Annotated in this window: 15 protein-coding genes; 6 read left to right on the forward strand and 9 right to left on the reverse strand. The window is 70.0% G+C overall.

All coding sequences use genetic code 11. The features are described from left to right. The first annotated feature begins 13 nt into the window (after positions 1–13). Positions 14–796, forward strand: a complete 783-nt coding sequence (locus ACFY04_RS04635; RefSeq protein ID WP_389114186.1) for a hypothetical protein — start codon at positions 14–16, stop codon at positions 794–796. 61 nt (positions 797–857) lie between these two features. Here the strand turns inward: ACFY04_RS04635 and aspS are convergent, their stop codons facing one another. After that, a complete protein-coding gene (gene aspS, locus ACFY04_RS04640) occupies positions 858–2,174 on the reverse strand; it encodes an aspartate--tRNA(Asn) ligase (protein WP_389114187.1) in 1,317 nt (438 codons plus the stop codon). A gap of 503 nt (positions 2,175–2,677) precedes the next feature. On the opposite strand from aspS, the gene ACFY04_RS04645 reads away from it, so the two are divergent. After that, entirely contained in the window at positions 2,678–3,142 is a 465-nt protein-coding gene (locus tag ACFY04_RS04645) for an SRPBCC domain-containing protein (RefSeq protein WP_389114188.1), read from the forward strand. On the opposite strand, the gene ACFY04_RS04650 is transcribed toward ACFY04_RS04645, so the two are convergent. Both ACFY04_RS04650 and ACFY04_RS04655 read right to left on the reverse strand, forming a co-directional pair. Beyond that, positions 3,139–3,435, reverse strand: coding sequence for a hypothetical protein (locus ACFY04_RS04650; protein WP_314252730.1), 297 nt, complete (start codon positions 3,433–3,435; stop codon positions 3,139–3,141). The two genes, ACFY04_RS04645 and ACFY04_RS04650, sit on opposite strands and share 4 nt — an antisense overlap. Before the next feature lie 39 nt (positions 3,436–3,474). Next, complete coding sequence (locus ACFY04_RS04655; RefSeq protein WP_314252731.1) at positions 3,475–3,666, reverse strand: hypothetical protein; 192 nt, start codon at positions 3,664–3,666, stop codon at positions 3,475–3,477. Between the two features lie 185 nt (positions 3,667–3,851). Between ACFY04_RS04655 and ACFY04_RS04660 the strand changes: the two genes are divergently transcribed. Then, positions 3,852–4,388: a GNAT family N-acetyltransferase gene (locus ACFY04_RS04660; RefSeq protein WP_389114189.1), complete on the forward strand. Its 537-nt coding sequence runs from the start codon at positions 3,852–3,854 to the stop codon at positions 4,386–4,388. A gap of 34 nt (positions 4,389–4,422) precedes the next feature. After that, on the forward strand, positions 4,423–5,328 hold the full coding sequence (locus ACFY04_RS04665; RefSeq protein ID WP_389114190.1) for a hypothetical protein: 906 nt from the start codon (positions 4,423–4,425) through the stop codon (positions 5,326–5,328). An 85-nt stretch (positions 5,329–5,413) separates the two neighbouring features. Here the strand turns inward: ACFY04_RS04665 and ACFY04_RS04670 are convergent, their stop codons facing one another. After that, the gene (locus ACFY04_RS04670) at positions 5,414–6,814 is read right to left on the reverse strand and encodes a DUF445 domain-containing protein (protein WP_389114191.1); all 1,401 of its coding nucleotides are present in this window, start codon (positions 6,812–6,814) and stop codon (positions 5,414–5,416) included. Positions 6,815–6,927: 113 nt separating this feature from the next. After that, positions 6,928–8,091 carry an RNA-guided endonuclease InsQ/TnpB family protein gene (locus ACFY04_RS04675; protein ID WP_389114192.1) on the reverse strand — a complete coding sequence of 388 codons (1,164 nt, stop codon included), beginning with the start codon at positions 8,089–8,091 and terminating at the stop codon, positions 6,928–6,930. A gap of 26 nt (positions 8,092–8,117) precedes the next feature. Between ACFY04_RS04675 and ACFY04_RS04680 the strand changes: the two genes are divergently transcribed. Beyond that, positions 8,118–8,267 carry an Arc family DNA-binding protein gene (locus ACFY04_RS04680; RefSeq protein WP_389114193.1) on the forward strand — a complete coding sequence of 50 codons (150 nt, stop codon included), beginning with the start codon at positions 8,118–8,120 and terminating at the stop codon, positions 8,265–8,267. 135 nt (positions 8,268–8,402) lie between these two features. Here ACFY04_RS04680 and ACFY04_RS04685 read toward each other — a convergent pair whose 3' ends face one another. From ACFY04_RS04685 to ACFY04_RS04700, 4 genes are all read right to left on the reverse strand, one after another. Further along, a complete protein-coding gene (locus tag ACFY04_RS04685) occupies positions 8,403–9,053 on the reverse strand; it encodes a DUF1707 domain-containing protein (RefSeq protein WP_389114194.1) in 651 nt (216 codons plus the stop codon). A gap of 106 nt (positions 9,054–9,159) precedes the next feature. Then, positions 9,160–10,128: an ATP-binding cassette domain-containing protein gene (locus ACFY04_RS04690; RefSeq protein WP_389114195.1), complete on the reverse strand. Its 969-nt coding sequence runs from the start codon at positions 10,126–10,128 to the stop codon at positions 9,160–9,162. Positions 10,129–10,132: 4 nt separating this feature from the next. Beyond that, entirely contained in the window at positions 10,133–11,068 is a 936-nt protein-coding gene (locus ACFY04_RS04695; protein WP_389114196.1) for an ABC transporter permease, read from the reverse strand. Beyond that, positions 11,061–11,864, reverse strand: a complete 804-nt coding sequence (locus tag ACFY04_RS04700; protein ID WP_389114197.1) for an ABC transporter permease — start codon at positions 11,862–11,864, stop codon at positions 11,061–11,063. The genes ACFY04_RS04695 and ACFY04_RS04700 overlap by 8 nt, the downstream gene beginning before the upstream one ends. Positions 11,865–12,134: 270 nt before the next feature. Between ACFY04_RS04700 and ACFY04_RS04705 the strand changes: the two genes are divergently transcribed. Continuing rightward, positions 12,135–14,549 (forward strand): transglycosylase domain-containing protein, encoded by a 2,415-nt coding sequence (locus ACFY04_RS04705; protein ID WP_389114198.1) that lies wholly within the window; start codon positions 12,135–12,137, stop codon positions 14,547–14,549. The last annotated feature ends 12 nt before the right edge of the window (positions 14,550–14,561 follow it).

Consider the following 14,561-nt stretch of genomic DNA (forward strand, 5'->3'; position numbering starts at 1 on the left):
CTTGGGGGTCCACGTGCAACCGTCGGTCTCCGTCACCGATCCCAACGACTTCAACAGCCGCTGGAGGCGGCCGCCGAACTTCCGTATGCAGGTCCCGTTCGACTACCTGTTCCTGCCGTCGATCGACATCCTCGACCACGTCCGCCGGGACGAGGAGGTGCGGTTCACGATTCTCGGCGAGGACGACTGGAAGGTGCGCATGGAGCGCACAGCCGCGTTCCGGACGGCCCCAGTCGAGGAGATCGCCACGTGGCCGTTCCGCCTGGTGCACTTCAACCTCGCCCGGTTCTACGGCGAGATCCTGGCCGGCTTCCAGGACGAGGTCATGGTGCCCTGGCGCACCCATCTGTCGACGCAGGGATTCACGTGGCAGCGGTGCGCGCCCATCCTGTTCCTGTCCACCGAAGGGGCGGCCTCGACCTACCACAACGACAACTCGCACGGTCTGGTGTGGCAGGTCCAAGGGATCAAGACCTTCCACAGCTACCACAACCCCGACAAGCACCTGTCACCCCAAGCCGCGGTCCTCGGTGAGACCACCGCCGAAGATCCCCCACCGCACGACGAGGCGGCCAGGCAGTCGGTAACGATGCAGCCAGGCGACCAGCTGTGGAGTCACGCCCTGACCCCGCACTGGGTCACCACCGAATCGCCGCTCGCGCTCAGCGTCACGCTCTCCCATGGCGGCCTGTCCCGCCGCGGCCGGTACGCCGACCGCGAGCTGGCCCTGCGCGACCACTGGGACAAGAACCCCGCCGAGGCGTGGACCCTCGACCTGGGCCACACCCGGTACTGAGCGAGCCCCAGCTGCCCCACCGCCAGGCAGGCGGTGGGGCAGAGGTGCGTCTACCCCTGGCTCAGGGAGTGAGGCGGTTCGGGCCGCGGAACAGGAACGCGGCCTCGCGGATCGAGTCCAGGCCGAGCATGACCATCAGGATCCGGCCCAGGCCGGCGCCGAGGCCGCCGTGCGGCGGGCACCCGAAGCGGAAGATGTTCATGTAGTCCTGCATCGGCTCGGTGTCCATGCTCTTCTCCTCCGCCTGCTTGAGCAGCACGTCGGAGCGGTGCTCACGCTGGGCCCCGGTGGTGATCTCCAGGCCCTTCCAGAGCAGGTCGAAGCTGAGCGTCAGGTCCGGCCGGTCCGCCGGACGCATGTGGTAGAACGGCCGGATGCTGGCCGGGTAGTGCGTGATGAACACGAACTCGTGGCCCGTGAGCTGCTTCATGTGGGCGGCGATGGTGCGCTCACCTTCCGGGTCCAGGTCCTCCTTGACGCCTTCGGGGTCCCAGCCGCCGGCCCGCAGGATCTCCTGCGCCTCGGCCATCGTGATCCTGGGGAACGGAGCCTCCGGCACCACGACCTCGATACCGAAGACCTCCTGGATCGCCTCACCATGGACCTCGGCGACCTTCGCGATGGCGTGAGCGAGCATCCGCTCCTCGAACGCCATCACGTCCTCGACATCGTCGATCCACGACAGCTCGACGTCCACGCCGGTGAACTCGGTCGCATGCCGCGAGGTGTACGACGGCTCGGCCCGGAAGACGGGACCGATCTCGAAGACCCGGTCGATGCCGGCGGCCACGGCCATCTGCTTGTAGAACTGCGGAGACTGCGCGAGGTAAGCCGACCGGTCGAAGTACCCGAGCTTGAACACCTCCGCGCCGGACTCCGAGGCGGTGCCCATCAGCTTCGGCGTGTGCATCTCCGTGCAGCCGTTCTGCATGGCGTACTCCCGCAGCCCCTGCTCCAGGGTCGTCTGCGCGGCGAACACCATCTGCGCGGTGGCCCGCTTGCGTACATCGAGGAATCGCCAGTCGAGCCGGTGCTCGGGGCCGGTGTGCTCGTCGATCGGCAGGGGCGTCTCCGCCCGGTTCAGCACCTCAATCGCTTCGGGGACGATCTCCAGGCCGCCCAGCTTGACCTGGGCCGCCTCTACGAGCCGGCCGGTGATCCGGACGGCGGACTCAGGGGTAACCGATTCGATGATGGCTTCAAGCGGGCCGCCGTCGCGCTTGTGGGTCACCTGGACCATGCCGGAGTGGTCCCGCAGGATGACGAACTGCATCTTGCGCTGCAGCCGGAGCGCGTTCACCCAGCCCGAGACGGTGACGGTCTGGTCGAGGTGTGCGCGTAGGTCAGAAACCAGTACGCGGCTAGTCGTGTGGATCATCGCAGCCCTCCAGGGGCGTCGTCATGATCCCTTGGAAGCGTGGGCGAGAAGGGTACTCGCGGTGCCACCACGCCTTTGCCACCGCCAGACAGCGGCGGCCTCATTCAGCCCGATGACGGGGGCAAACCGGCGGGGCATTGGGCCCGTGGGCCTTTCCTCCCCGCGCTCGGGAGGGTCTTCACCACGGGGCACGAGTCCGCCTTCACAGCTACCGGCGGCTCTCTCTGCTCGCGTGATCCGTGGCTACTCGTCTCCGTCGACGCGTTGCCCGAAAGGATACGGATGCAGTAAGAGCCCCGCAACGGAATCACAGCGGCAGCGCCGAACGTGGCCGGAGATCGATTGTGAGGGGCTGAACCAAAGACTGCTGATGCTGATACTGATGCGCCCGGGCGACGCAATTGCGATGGCGCGTCCCATAGCTGCGGCGTCCCTGCGACAGCGCGGTTCCCGCCTCCTACGATGGAATGAGTTGCTTTTCCGCCGCATCCCCAGGGAGCGTGATGACTCAGGACGGCTTGCTCAGGCTCCGCATGGAGCGCGCGTTCCCCGTAGCGCCCGGGGTGGTGTTCCAGGCCTTGACCGATCCCGTGGAGCTGGCGAAGTGGTGGGGGCCGGACGGGTTCAGCATTCCCCGGGGGGAGAGCGACCTGCGGCCCGGCGGGGCCTATCGGATCGAGATGCAACCGCCGGAAGGGGGTTCCTTCTTCCTCACCGGCGAATTCCTGGAAGTGGAGCCGCCCGCCCTGCTGTCGTACACGTTCCGCTGGGAAGACCCCGACCCCGAGGACCGGGAGACGATCGTGGTCCTGGAGCTGCACGGCGACGGCACGGGCTCCACCCGGCTCGTCTTCGTGCAGCTCGGCTTCGCCACCGAGGGACGTCTCGCCCTGCACGACGAGGGCTGGACCCAGGGCTTCGACAAGCTTGAGGGGCTGTTGAGGGCCAGAGGGCCGGATGCCCCCTAGCGGTCCGCCGCCGCGTAGGAGGCCGTGGCTACCGCGGCCGCCGCCGTGAAGACCGCCGGCCAGGCGCCGATCTTCTTTGCCAGGGGGTGCGATCCCGCGAACGCGGCGACGTAGGCCGCGCCGAGGAGGGCCGTCGTCGTCGGGGTCGTGCGGCGGTGCCATTCGCGGGCCGCGAGGGTGCCCGCGGCCGCGAGGACCACGCCGCCGAGCGGGCGTACGCCGGTCCAGCGGGCCGTGGCGTAGCCGCCGACCAGGCCGGCCGCCGCTACTGCCGAGGTGGGAATCTGCGCCATCGTGGGGTCCTCCAGCCGTTCGAACGTCTCCGCACGAGGCTAACGCGCGCGCCGCGTGAAGCGGCGCGCGGTCGTCACGCCCAGGACCACGACGGCTCCGCCGAGGACGCCGGGCGGGACGGTGTCCTGGACGGCGCGGGGCAGGACGGCGATGACGCCCAGGGTGATGAAGAACGCCACCGCGCACGCGGCGAGGCCGACCAGGGCTTTGCGCAGGAGGGAGCTGGACACACGGGTTCAACGCCGGGCCGGGGAAAGGCGATACGGGCGGGCCGGGCCACGTACGGAAGTCGGATTTGTCGCACACCCTCCGGATCCGCGCAGGTGCCCTCCGTGGAACCTCCCCGGCGTAGATTCACTCTCCTACACGGGCGATACGACCGAAGCCGCCCAAGCCGGCCCAAGGAGCTGTAAACGTGATCTGTTATGGACCGGCCGTGCTGGACCTGTCGGACGAACTGGCCGACGCCTACAGCGAGGTGTTCTCCGCACCACCGTGGAACGAGGACGAAGAAACCATTCGCCAGTTCTCCCTCCGGCTCCAGGCCGACAGCCGCCGCGCCGGTTTCCGTACCGCCTTCGCACAGTCGCCCGCGGGCATCGACGGCTTCGCCACCGGCTGGCTGACCCCCAAGACCTTCCCCCGCGACCGCGGCTACGGGCAGGTCTCCGCGCAGCTCGGCCGGCAGCGCGTACGGGAACTCCTCATCGGCGCCCTGGAGATCGACGAGCTCGCCGTACGCCCGCACGCGCGCGGGAACGGCACCGGGCGCATCCTCCTCGCCGAGATCACCGCCGACGCCCCCGACGAGCGCGCCTGGCTGCTGACCGCCCGGATGGCCACCGACACCGTCGCCACCTACCGGCGCCTCGGCTGGCACGAGGTCACCCCCCTGCCCGGCACGCAGAACGGCGTCGTCGTCTTCCTCGCCCCGAACCACCCCTCGGCCTGAGCATCGCGCAGGCCCCACCGGGCATACCCGGGGCATGATCACCGCAATCGCCCGTACCGCCCGGCGCCAGCTGAACCTGGCCACCTGCCACCAGCTCAAGCAGGCCGGGATCCCGGCCGCCACCATCAGCGGCCGCAGCCGCCGCGGAGGACCCTGGCAGCGGCTCCTGCCACGGGTGTACCTCCTGCAGACCGGCCCGCCGGACACCAGGCAGCGGGCGCTGTCCGCCGTCCTGTACGCCGCCCACCCCGCGGCCGATCCGCTCTCCGGGTCCACCGCCGCGCTCACCGGCGGCGCCGCGCTCGCGCTCCTGGGCATCCGCGACGCCCCGCCCGAACCGCTGGACGTCCTCGTCCGCGCCCCGCGCTCGCCGGCCGCCGCAGGCCGGGTCCGGCCCTGCTCGACCTCGCGCTGGCCCGCCACCATCCACATCTCCGGCGTCCCCAGCGCCCGCCCGATCCGGGCCGCCGCCGACTTCGCGGCCCGTACGGACGATGCCGACCTGGTGCGCTCCGTACTGGCCAACGTCGTCCAGGGCGGCTGGTGCCACCCGCACGACCTGCACGCCGAACTGCGCGCGGGCCTGGCGGCGGCCGGCCTCCCCGCCCCGCTCTGGAACGCCCGCCTCCACGGCCGGGACGGGGCCTTCCTCGCCAGCCCGGACGCGTACTGGCCCGAGGAGGGCGTGGCGCTGGAGATCGACTCCGCGGAGTACCACTACACGCGCGACGCCTGGCAGGCCACCCTGTACCGGCGGCTGCGCCTGGAATCCCGGGGTGTCCTGGTGGCCAGCACGACCCCCGGGCTCCTGCACGACAGACCGGCGGACGTGATCGCCGCCCTGCGCGCGCTCCTGGTCCTGGGCGCCGCCCGCCCCGCTCCCCCGGAGGTCACCACCCGCGGGCACGCCCAGCTGGAACTGCCGCTCCCGCCGGCCTGAGCCCCGCCGGTCTGGGCCCCGCCGGCCTGATCCCCGCCGGTCTGGGCCCCGCCGGCCTGATCCCCGCCGGTCTGAGCCCGCCGGCCTACGCCCCGAAGGCGCGGGACACCGTATAGATCAGCAGGCCCGCCAGGGCGCCGACCACCGTTCCGTTGATACGAATGAACTGCAGGTCACGGCCGATGTGGGCCTCGATCTTGCGGGAGGTGTGCTCGGCGTCCCAGCCCGCCACCGTGTCCGTGATCAACGAGGTGATCTCGGTCCGGTAGGTGGTGACGACGTAGACGACCGCGCCCTCGATCCAGCCCTCCACCTTCGCCTGGAGACGGCCGTCGGTGGCCAGGCGCGCACCGAAGGAGATCAGCGAGGCGCGGACCCGCAGGCGCAGCTCGCTCTGCTCGTCCTCCGCCGCCGAGATGATCATCGACCGGATCGCCGACCACGCGGAGGCGATGACGTCCTGGACCTCGTCGCGCTCCAGAATCTCGGACTTGAGCCGCTCCACCTTCGCGCGGGTCTCCGTGTCCGACTGGAGGTCGGCCGCGAAGTCCGCCAGGAAACGGTCCACCGCCCCGCGCGCCGGATGCTCGGGCATATCCCGCATCTCCGTGACGAAGCGGAGCAGCTCCTTGTAGACGCGCTCGCCGACCTTGCGGTCCACGAACCGCGGGGTCCAGCCGGGGGCGCCGCCCTGGACCGCGTCCGTGATCGAGGCCCCGTGCGTGACCAGCCAGTCGTGGGCCTTGGCGCAGATGAGGTCGACGGCGCGGCGGTGGCCGCCGTCCTCGACGACCCGCTCCAGGGTCTTGCCGATGCCCGGCGCGATCTCGGCGGTCTCGGCGCGCCGGGTGATGGCCTCGCCCACGATGGCCTGCACGTCGGAGTCGCGCAGCACGGTGAGCGCGCCGCGCAGGGCGGCGGCCAGCTCGGCCGTGACCCGGTCGGCGTGTTCGGGCTCGGCAAGCCAGGAACCGAGGCGGCCGCCGATGCCGAGGGCGTGGAGCCGGGCCCGGACCACGTCGGAGGAGAGGAAGTTCTCCCCGACGAACTCGCCCAGGGACACGCCGAGCTGGTCCTTCTTGGTCGGGATGATCGCGGTGTGCGGGATAGGCAGGCCGAGCGGACGCCGGAAGAGGGCGGTCACGGCGAACCAGTCCGCGAGCGCGCCGACCATACCGGCCTCCGCCGCGGCAGCGACGTACGCGGCCCAGCCGCCCGCGCCCCAGGCGTGCTGGGCGTACTCGGCGAGGACGTAGACCAGCGCGACCAGGATCAGCAGGCCGGTCGCGGTGGCCTTCATCCGGCGGACCCCGCGGCGGCGCTCCTCGTCGGCGGCGCTGAAGACGAACGCGGTGCGGGGGGTGACGGGGTGCGGTGCGGGGGGCTCCGCCTGTGAGGCGCTGCCGGTTGTTGTGGTGTTGTTCTCCACGTGCTCCTGACCTTCCCCGGGGGCGCCGGTTTTGTCTGCTTGACGTCTCCCCCGCATGAATGTGGGGGATTCCCGCCTGGCCGCCGTTGGTGAGCGGAGACCTTCGGGTGGTTCCTGTTTCATCACCCACAGCCCGGCTTGCCGGGTCTTACACGGGCTCCGCAGGCGTTTTACGTGTCCGGTCGTCCCTCGGCCACGATGCTCCGTCCCTCAAAGCGTAGGTTGTGCTCGGCGTTCTGGTCCCGATCGTGGGTAGTTCCGCAGTCGCACGTCCAGGTGCGTATCCGTAGACCTTCGCGCCCCTTCGGTCCTGACAGGGAGCCGCAGTGCGAGCAGAGTTGAGTACTCGGGAAGAACCGGTTGACCCTGACGAAGGTTCGCCCGTACCTCGCGCATTTGGCTTCGAGCGTCCGAGTGAACATTCCCAGTGCCTGGTCGTGGACGGACTTGCCGAACCGACCAGAGCAAGCGATGCCTTTCACGTTCAGGTCCTCCACATAGACCGCTTGGCTCTCACGGACTATTCGAGTGGTTTCCTGCTCAATGAAGTCGCGTCGCTGGTCGGCGATACGCGCATGAACCTTGGCGACGGCCAGCTTGGCCTTACGGCGGTTGTTGCTACCCTTCAAACACCTGCTGAGCTTGCGCTGAGTGCGCTTGAGTTTCTTCTCCTGCCGACGGAAGAACTTCGGGGAGGCGATTTTCCGGCCGCGGAGGACAGCGTAGGAGGACAGGCCCAGATCGATACCGGTATCCGTCTCCTCGATGTCCAGCTCCGGCAGGGGATTATCGTCAGCCTCGATGACGAAGGAAGCGAAGAACCTTCCGGCCGCGTCCTTGATGATCGTGACCGACGATGGGTCGGAGGGAAGTTCGCGGGACCAACGAACGGAGACGTCCCCGATCTTCGGAAGTCGAAGACTGCCGTCCGTGGTGATGGAGAAGCGGGCGGCCTTGGTGAACCTGACCGCCTGGCGGCTGGTCTTCTTCTTGAAACGGGGCGGTCCGATCTTCGGCCCCTTGCGGGCGCCCCTCTTCGATGAAAAGAAGTTGCTGTGTGCCGCCTGGAGATCCCGCAGGGACGACTGGAGCACTACGGCCGAAACCTCGCCGAGCCATGCACGCTCAGGTGTCTCCTTGGCCTCGGTGAGCACCGATTTCGCCAATGCGGTAATGGACGGAACCGGCTTGCCCTGCTTGTAGGCATCCTGGCGGATACGCAGCGCGTCATTCCATACGACGCGGGCGCACCCGAACGCCTTCGCCAGCTCATGTTGTTGGGAAGGGCTCGGGTACACGCGGAACTGATACCTGAGCTTCACGGTGATCACCATACCCTAGGTGACACTATGATGGTGTCATGATTCGTATTACCCTTCGACTTCCTGACGACGTACACGAACGCCTCACTTCCCAGGCTGAGGCCGACCGGCGGTCCCTCAACTCTGAGATCGTGCACTTGCTTGAGGTCGCGCTCACCGCCGCGGAAACAGATGACGAATCGCCCTGACGACGATTCGCCTTCCCTACCCCGCTACACCATTTCGCTCCCGTGAGGGAATACGGTGCGGGCGGCCTTGGAAGACCTCCGTGCCGCCCCGCCCTTCCGCCGGGGATGCCCAGGACCCAAGGACACGGCGTGGCGTTACAGCTCCTTGCGGAGGGAGGGGCCGCCCAGAGGGCGCTTGCGTTGTTTGACCTTGATCTCCACGCCGCCCCAGAAGGCGAAGCCCGTCACGACCACCCGCGGCGCGCCCGGCTCGGACGGGCCCGGGTTGTCGCGCTGGTCGAACGCGCCCATGAAGCCGAAGCCCCGGACGTCCAGTTCCACCCCCGGCGGCACCGTGATCTGGATGCCGCCCATGACCGCGACGCAGTTGATCACCACCTCGCGCTGTGCGAAGTCCGCCTCGCGCAGGTCCAGCTCCCCGCCGCCCCAGAACGCCACCGCGTCGAACCGCGCCGGCACCGTCCACCGGCCCTTGCGCTGGAAGCCCGACATGACCGCGACGGCCGTCGCCGAACTGCCCGCCCCGCCGATCCGGCCCGTCCAGGGCTCGGCGGCCGCCGTCGGCCGCGCCACCGGCCCGCCCGCCGGCGCCGGCAGGTCCCGCGTCAGCGGTTCCAGTTCCGCGTACGTCCGCGACTTGTACACCGCGTCGAGCCGCTCCTCGAACTCCTCCATGTCGAGCCGGCCCTCGGCGACGGCGTCCCGCAGACGCTCCACCACCCGGTCCCGGTCGGCGTCCGACGCCCTCAGCTCCGGCAACGGCTTCTCCGGCCGCTCGTCACTCATGCGGACCAGACTATGCAGGGTTGTCGGCGAGTTGTACGACTCAACCCCTGAGATCGCCCCCGGATCGTCCCCGGCTTTCCCCTGATTCAGGCGATGCGGGGAAACGTCAGCCGCGGCCCGCGTACATCCGCGCGATCACATCCTCGATGTCCGGCTCCCGCACCGACAGATCCACCAGCGGGTAGTCCGCCGCCACCGCCGCCACCAGCGGCGCCGCCGACGCCCCCGCCGGGAACGCCAGCCACTGCCGCGGACCCTCCACCTTCACCACCCGTGCCCCCGCCACGCTGATCGGCGCGAGCTCCCGCTCCAGGTCCACCACCAGCGTCCGCTCGCTCTCCCCCACCGCCCCCGCCGCGTGCAGCCCGCCCAGCGGCCCGTCGTACATCAGCCGCCCGTGGTCGATCACCATCACCCGCTCGCACAGCTGCTCGATGTCCTGGAGATCGTGCGTGGTGAGCAGCACGGTCGTACCCAGTTCCTCGTTCAGCTGCCGCAGGAAGCCCCGTACCTTCGCCTTGCTCACCACGTCGAGCCCGATCGTCGGCTCGTCCAGGTACAGCACCTCCGGATCGTGCAGCAGCGCCGCCGCGATGTCCCCGCGCATCCGCTGCCCGAGCGACAACTGCCGTACCGGTACGTCCAGCAGCTCGGCCAGGTCGAGCCGCTCCACGCACCGCTCCAGGTTCTCCTCGAACCGCGCCCGCGGCACCCGGTACAGCCGCCGCATCAGCCCGTACGAGTCCTTCAGCGGCAGGTCCCACCACAGCGTCGTGCGCTGCCCGAACACCACCCCGATCCGGTGCGCGAGCCGCATCCGCTCCCGCGCCGGGTCGATGCCCGCGACCCGCAGCCGGCCGCCGCTCGGCGTCAGGATGCCGGTCAGCATCTTGATCGTGGTCGACTTCCCGGCGCCGTTGGGCCCGATGTAGCCGACCATCTCGCCCCGGGCGACCTCGAAGCTGATCCCGTCCACCGCCCTGACCTGGCGTTTCTCCCGGCGCATCGGGCTCACCCGGCGCCGTACGTCAAAGACCTTCTCGACCCCGTCCAACGAGATCAGCGCATCCGCCACAGCTCTAGCTCCCCGTGCTTCGGTACGAACGGACTCCCGCGCGCCACGCCAGCGACGCGGGCAGGAACACCACGAAGGCCACCAGCGGGCTCAGGTACGCGACCCACCCGGGCAGTCCCAGCGGATCGGGCCGCCCCAACACGTGCAGCGCCGGCAGCCAGTTGACGAAGGCCAGCGGGACGATGAAGGTCACCCCGCGCAGCAGGTCCTTCGCGAAGACCGTCGGCGGGTACTGCAGCATCGTGCAGCCGCCGTAGGTGAAGGAGTTCTGTACCTCGGCCGCGTCCCCGGTCACGAACTGGAAGGCCGCCCCGGTCACCATCACCGCCGCGAAGATGGCCGCACCGGCGATCACCATCACGGGCACCAGCAGCACCTTCCCGGCCGTCCAGTCCACGTCCAGGGTCCAGACCGCCCAGCCCATCACCCCGAGCCCCTGACCGATCCGGCCCAGCCGGCGCAGCGCGAACCGGTCCGCCGCGACCTGCGCGAGCACCGGGACCGGCCGCACCAGCATCGTGTCGAGCGAACCGTCGCGGATCCGGGCGCCGATCCGGTCGGTGTTCCCCAGGAGCAGGTCCGCCAGGCCCAGGGAGGCCGAGCAGGACCCGTACAGCAGGGCGATCTCGGGCAGCGTGAAGCCGCCGAGGGTGTCCACGTGGGAGAACATGACGGCGATCGCGACGAAGTCCAGGAGGGTGATCGCCGCCTGCCCGACGGTCGTCAGGACGAAGGACATCCGGTACGTCATCGTGGAGCGGATCCACATGCCCACGATCAGCCGGTAGCCGCGCAGCCCCTCCAGAACCGGGCCGCGCCGCGACGCCCCGCCCACCGCGGCATCCCGCTCCCCATCCCGCGCCCACGCCCGCGCCGGTACCGCCTCCACCGCGGCCCCGGCCCCGGCCCCGACCCCTGCCTCGGCCTCGGCCTCAGCCACCCTGGACCACCACCTTCCGCGTCGCGGCCGACTGCAACAGCCGCCCCGTTCCCAGCAGTACGAGCGCCCACCCGGCCTGGAAGCCCAGCGCCTCGGCCGCTCCCCCGGCCCCCGCGTGCTTGCCCAGCAGGACGTCCATCGGCACCTGCAGCATCGCCGCCCACGGCAGCGTCCGGACGAACTCGCCGAAGCCGCCCGGGAAGACGGTCAGCGGCAGCAGCATCCCGGAGAAGAAGACCGAGGCGACGGTGGCCATGATGTTGATCCCCGCCCCGTCCATCAGCCAGAAGGCCACCAGCCCCACCATGTAGCGCAGCGCGAAGCTCACCACCAGCGCCAGCAGGACGGACACCAGGAACAGCAGCCAGCGCAGCGGATCGACGGGCAGCGCCAGCGGGAACGCCAGCGCCCCCGCCACCAGCGGCACCACCCCGCGGCCCAGCAACTGGAAGCCCGCCCGGCCCAGATCGGCCGCGAGCCACCACATCTGGAGGTCGGCGGGCCGGTAGAGGTCGACCGCGATGTCGCCCGTCCGGATCCGCTCCTGGAGCTCCTCCTGGAAGCCGCCGCCGATCAGGGCGGCGGCGGCCAGCAGTGATTGGCTCACCCAGACGAAGGTCAGCGCCTGCGACTGGTCGTAGCCGCCGAGTCCGGGCCGCTCGTCCCACAGCGCGATGTACGTGTACGCGACGATGAACCCGAACACGGTGTTGGTGAACACCCCGGCCGCGGTCGCCGTCCCGTAGGTGGCGTAGCGCCTGAATCCGCCTGCCGCGACCGCCAGGTGGAGACCCACCGCCCGACGCACTCCGCGACGCACTCCGCCACTCGCTCCGTCACGCACTCCGTCGCTCGCTCCGTCACACACTCCGCGACGCACTCTCCGGCGCACCGTATCCCTCCGTTTCCCACGTCGTTCCTAGGTCGGCCAAAGCGCGCGAGCTTAGTGCGGAGGGGCGAGCCACGCGACCGATTTATGCCCGTCCGGAGCGGAATCAGCGGCCATCGGGTAGACACCATGAGGTACAGAAGTGGATATTTTGAACGGCGTCGAGGAGTCCTGGAGATGAGCGACCAGTCACCACCCCCGGGCTGGACCCCTCGCGACCCCGACACCCCGCCCGACGTACCGCAGCCGCGGGCAGAACCGGCGCCGCCGGAGCAGGCGCCGCACCAGGGCGGACCGGGGAAGAAGGCCCGAGGCAGGAGAACCGGCCGGCGCCGCTTCCTGCCCACCTGGCGCATGATCCTGGGCGGCATCCTGCTCATCGCCCTGCTGATCGGCGGCGCCCTCGTGGCCGGCTACCTGCTGGTCGACATCCCGCCGGCCAACGCCGCCGCCACCGCGCAGTCCAACGTCTACCTCTACTCCGACGGCTCCCAGATCGCCCGCGACGGCGAGGTCAACCGCGTCAACGTGCCGCTGTCGCAGATCCCCCGGACCGTGCAGGAGGCCGTACTGGCCGCCGAGGACCGGGACTTCTACTCCGAACGGGCGGTCGACCCCAAGGCGATGCTCCGCGCCGCCTGGAACACCGCGACCGGCAAGGGCACCCAGTCCGGTTCGACCATCACCCAGCAGTACGTCAAGAACTACTACTTGGGCCAGGAACAGACGATCAAACGAAAGGTCAAAGAGTTCTTCATCGCGATCAAACTCGGTCGTGAGAAGTCGAAGAACTACATCCTTGAGGGCTACCTGAACACCAGCTACTTCGGCCGCAACGCCTACGGCATCCAGGCCGCCGCCCAGGCCTACTACGGCAAGGACGTAGGCAAACTCACCACCGCCGAAGGCGCGTACCTCGCCACCCTCCTCAACTCCCCCAGCGCCTTCGACGTCGTCGCCCACCCCCAGAGCCGCCCCCGCGCCCTCGCCCGCTGGAACTACGTACTCGACGGCATGGTCAAGAAGAATTGGCTGCCCGCCGCCGAACGCGCGGCGACCCGCTTCCCCGAACCGGGCAAGGTCCGCGCCGCCGCCGGCCTCTCCGGCCAGCGCGGCTACCTCGTCGAAGCGATCAAGGACTACATCGTCGACAACAAGATCCTCGACGACAAAACCCTCGCCGAAGGCGGCTACCGCATCACCACCACCATCGACAAACGCCGCCAGAACGCCCTCGTCGACGCCGTCGACGACCAGATGGTCAACAAGCTCCAACCCGACAAGCGCAAGGCCGACCGGCTGGTCCGGGCCGGCGGCGTCTCCATCGACCCGGCCACCGGCAAGGTCCTCGCCATGTACGGCGGCATCGACTACACCAGGCAGTACGTGAACAACGCGACCCGGCACGACTACCAGGTCGCCTCCGCCTTCAAGCCCTTCGTCTTCGCCGCCGCCGTCGAGAACGGCTCCCGCACCCAGGACGGCCGCCGCATCACCCCGAACACGATCTACAGCGGCGACAACAAACGCCCGGTCGCCGGCGGCCGCATCCACTTCGCCCCCGAGAACGAGGGCCAGGTCTCCTACGGGAACATCACCGTCAACACCGCGACCGACCTCTCCGTCAACGCCGTGTACGCACAGATGGCGGTCGACGTCGGCACCGCCAAGGTCAAGAAGACCGCCATCGACCTCGGCATCCCCGAGAACACCCCCAACTTCGTACCCGGCCCGGCCATGGCCCTCGGCACCCTGCAGGCCAGTGTCCTGGACATGACCCAGGCCTACGCCACCCTCGCCGACCACGGCCGCCGCACCCCCTACACCTTCCTGGAGAAGATCACCAAGGGCGGCGACACCATCGGCCTCCCCCAGCGCACCCCCACCCAGGCCATCAGCCGCGAAGCCGCCGACACCACCACGTCCATGCTGGTCAGCGTCGTGGACAACGGCACCGGTACGGCCGCCCTCGCCGCCGGCCACCCGGCCGCGGGCAAGACCGGCACCGGCGAACTCGACCGCTCGGCCTGGTTCGCCGCCTACACCCCGGACCTGGTCACCGTGATCTCGATGATGGGCCAGGACCCGGACACCGGAACCCTGGAATCCCTCTACGGCGCCCTCGGCGAGGCCCGCATCGGCGGCGGCGGCTACCCCGCCCGGATCTGGGCCGCCTACACCAAGACCGCGCTGGAAGGCACCGACCCCGTCGACTTCGACCTGGAACTCCAGCCCGGCGGCGCACAGCCCCCGCCACCGCCCAGCCCGGAATCCAACCCGCCGCAGGAGCCCCCCGGCGAACCCTCGCCCAGCGCCCCCGAGCGCCCCGCCCGGCCCTCCCCGTCGAACCCGGCCGGCGGCCGCAACCAGGGCGGACAGAACAACGGAGGCCAGAACCAGGGCGGCCAGGACAACGGCGGCCCGGTGAACGGAGGCCAGGACAACGGCGGCCAGGACAACGGCGGCACCACCCAGGGCGGCAACCAGGGCGGCACCACCCAGGGCACACAAGGCAGCGCACAAGGCAGCGCACAAGGCAGCGACGGAGGCCCGGCGGACGGCCTGCGCCCGCCGTCGGCGTTCCTGGAGTGACCGGGTCGGGCC

Origin of the sequence: Streptomyces sp. NPDC001549, assembly GCF_042894025.1 — a bacterium.
Taxonomy (GTDB): Bacteria; Actinomycetota; Actinomycetes; order Streptomycetales; family Streptomycetaceae; genus Streptomyces; species Streptomyces kutzneri.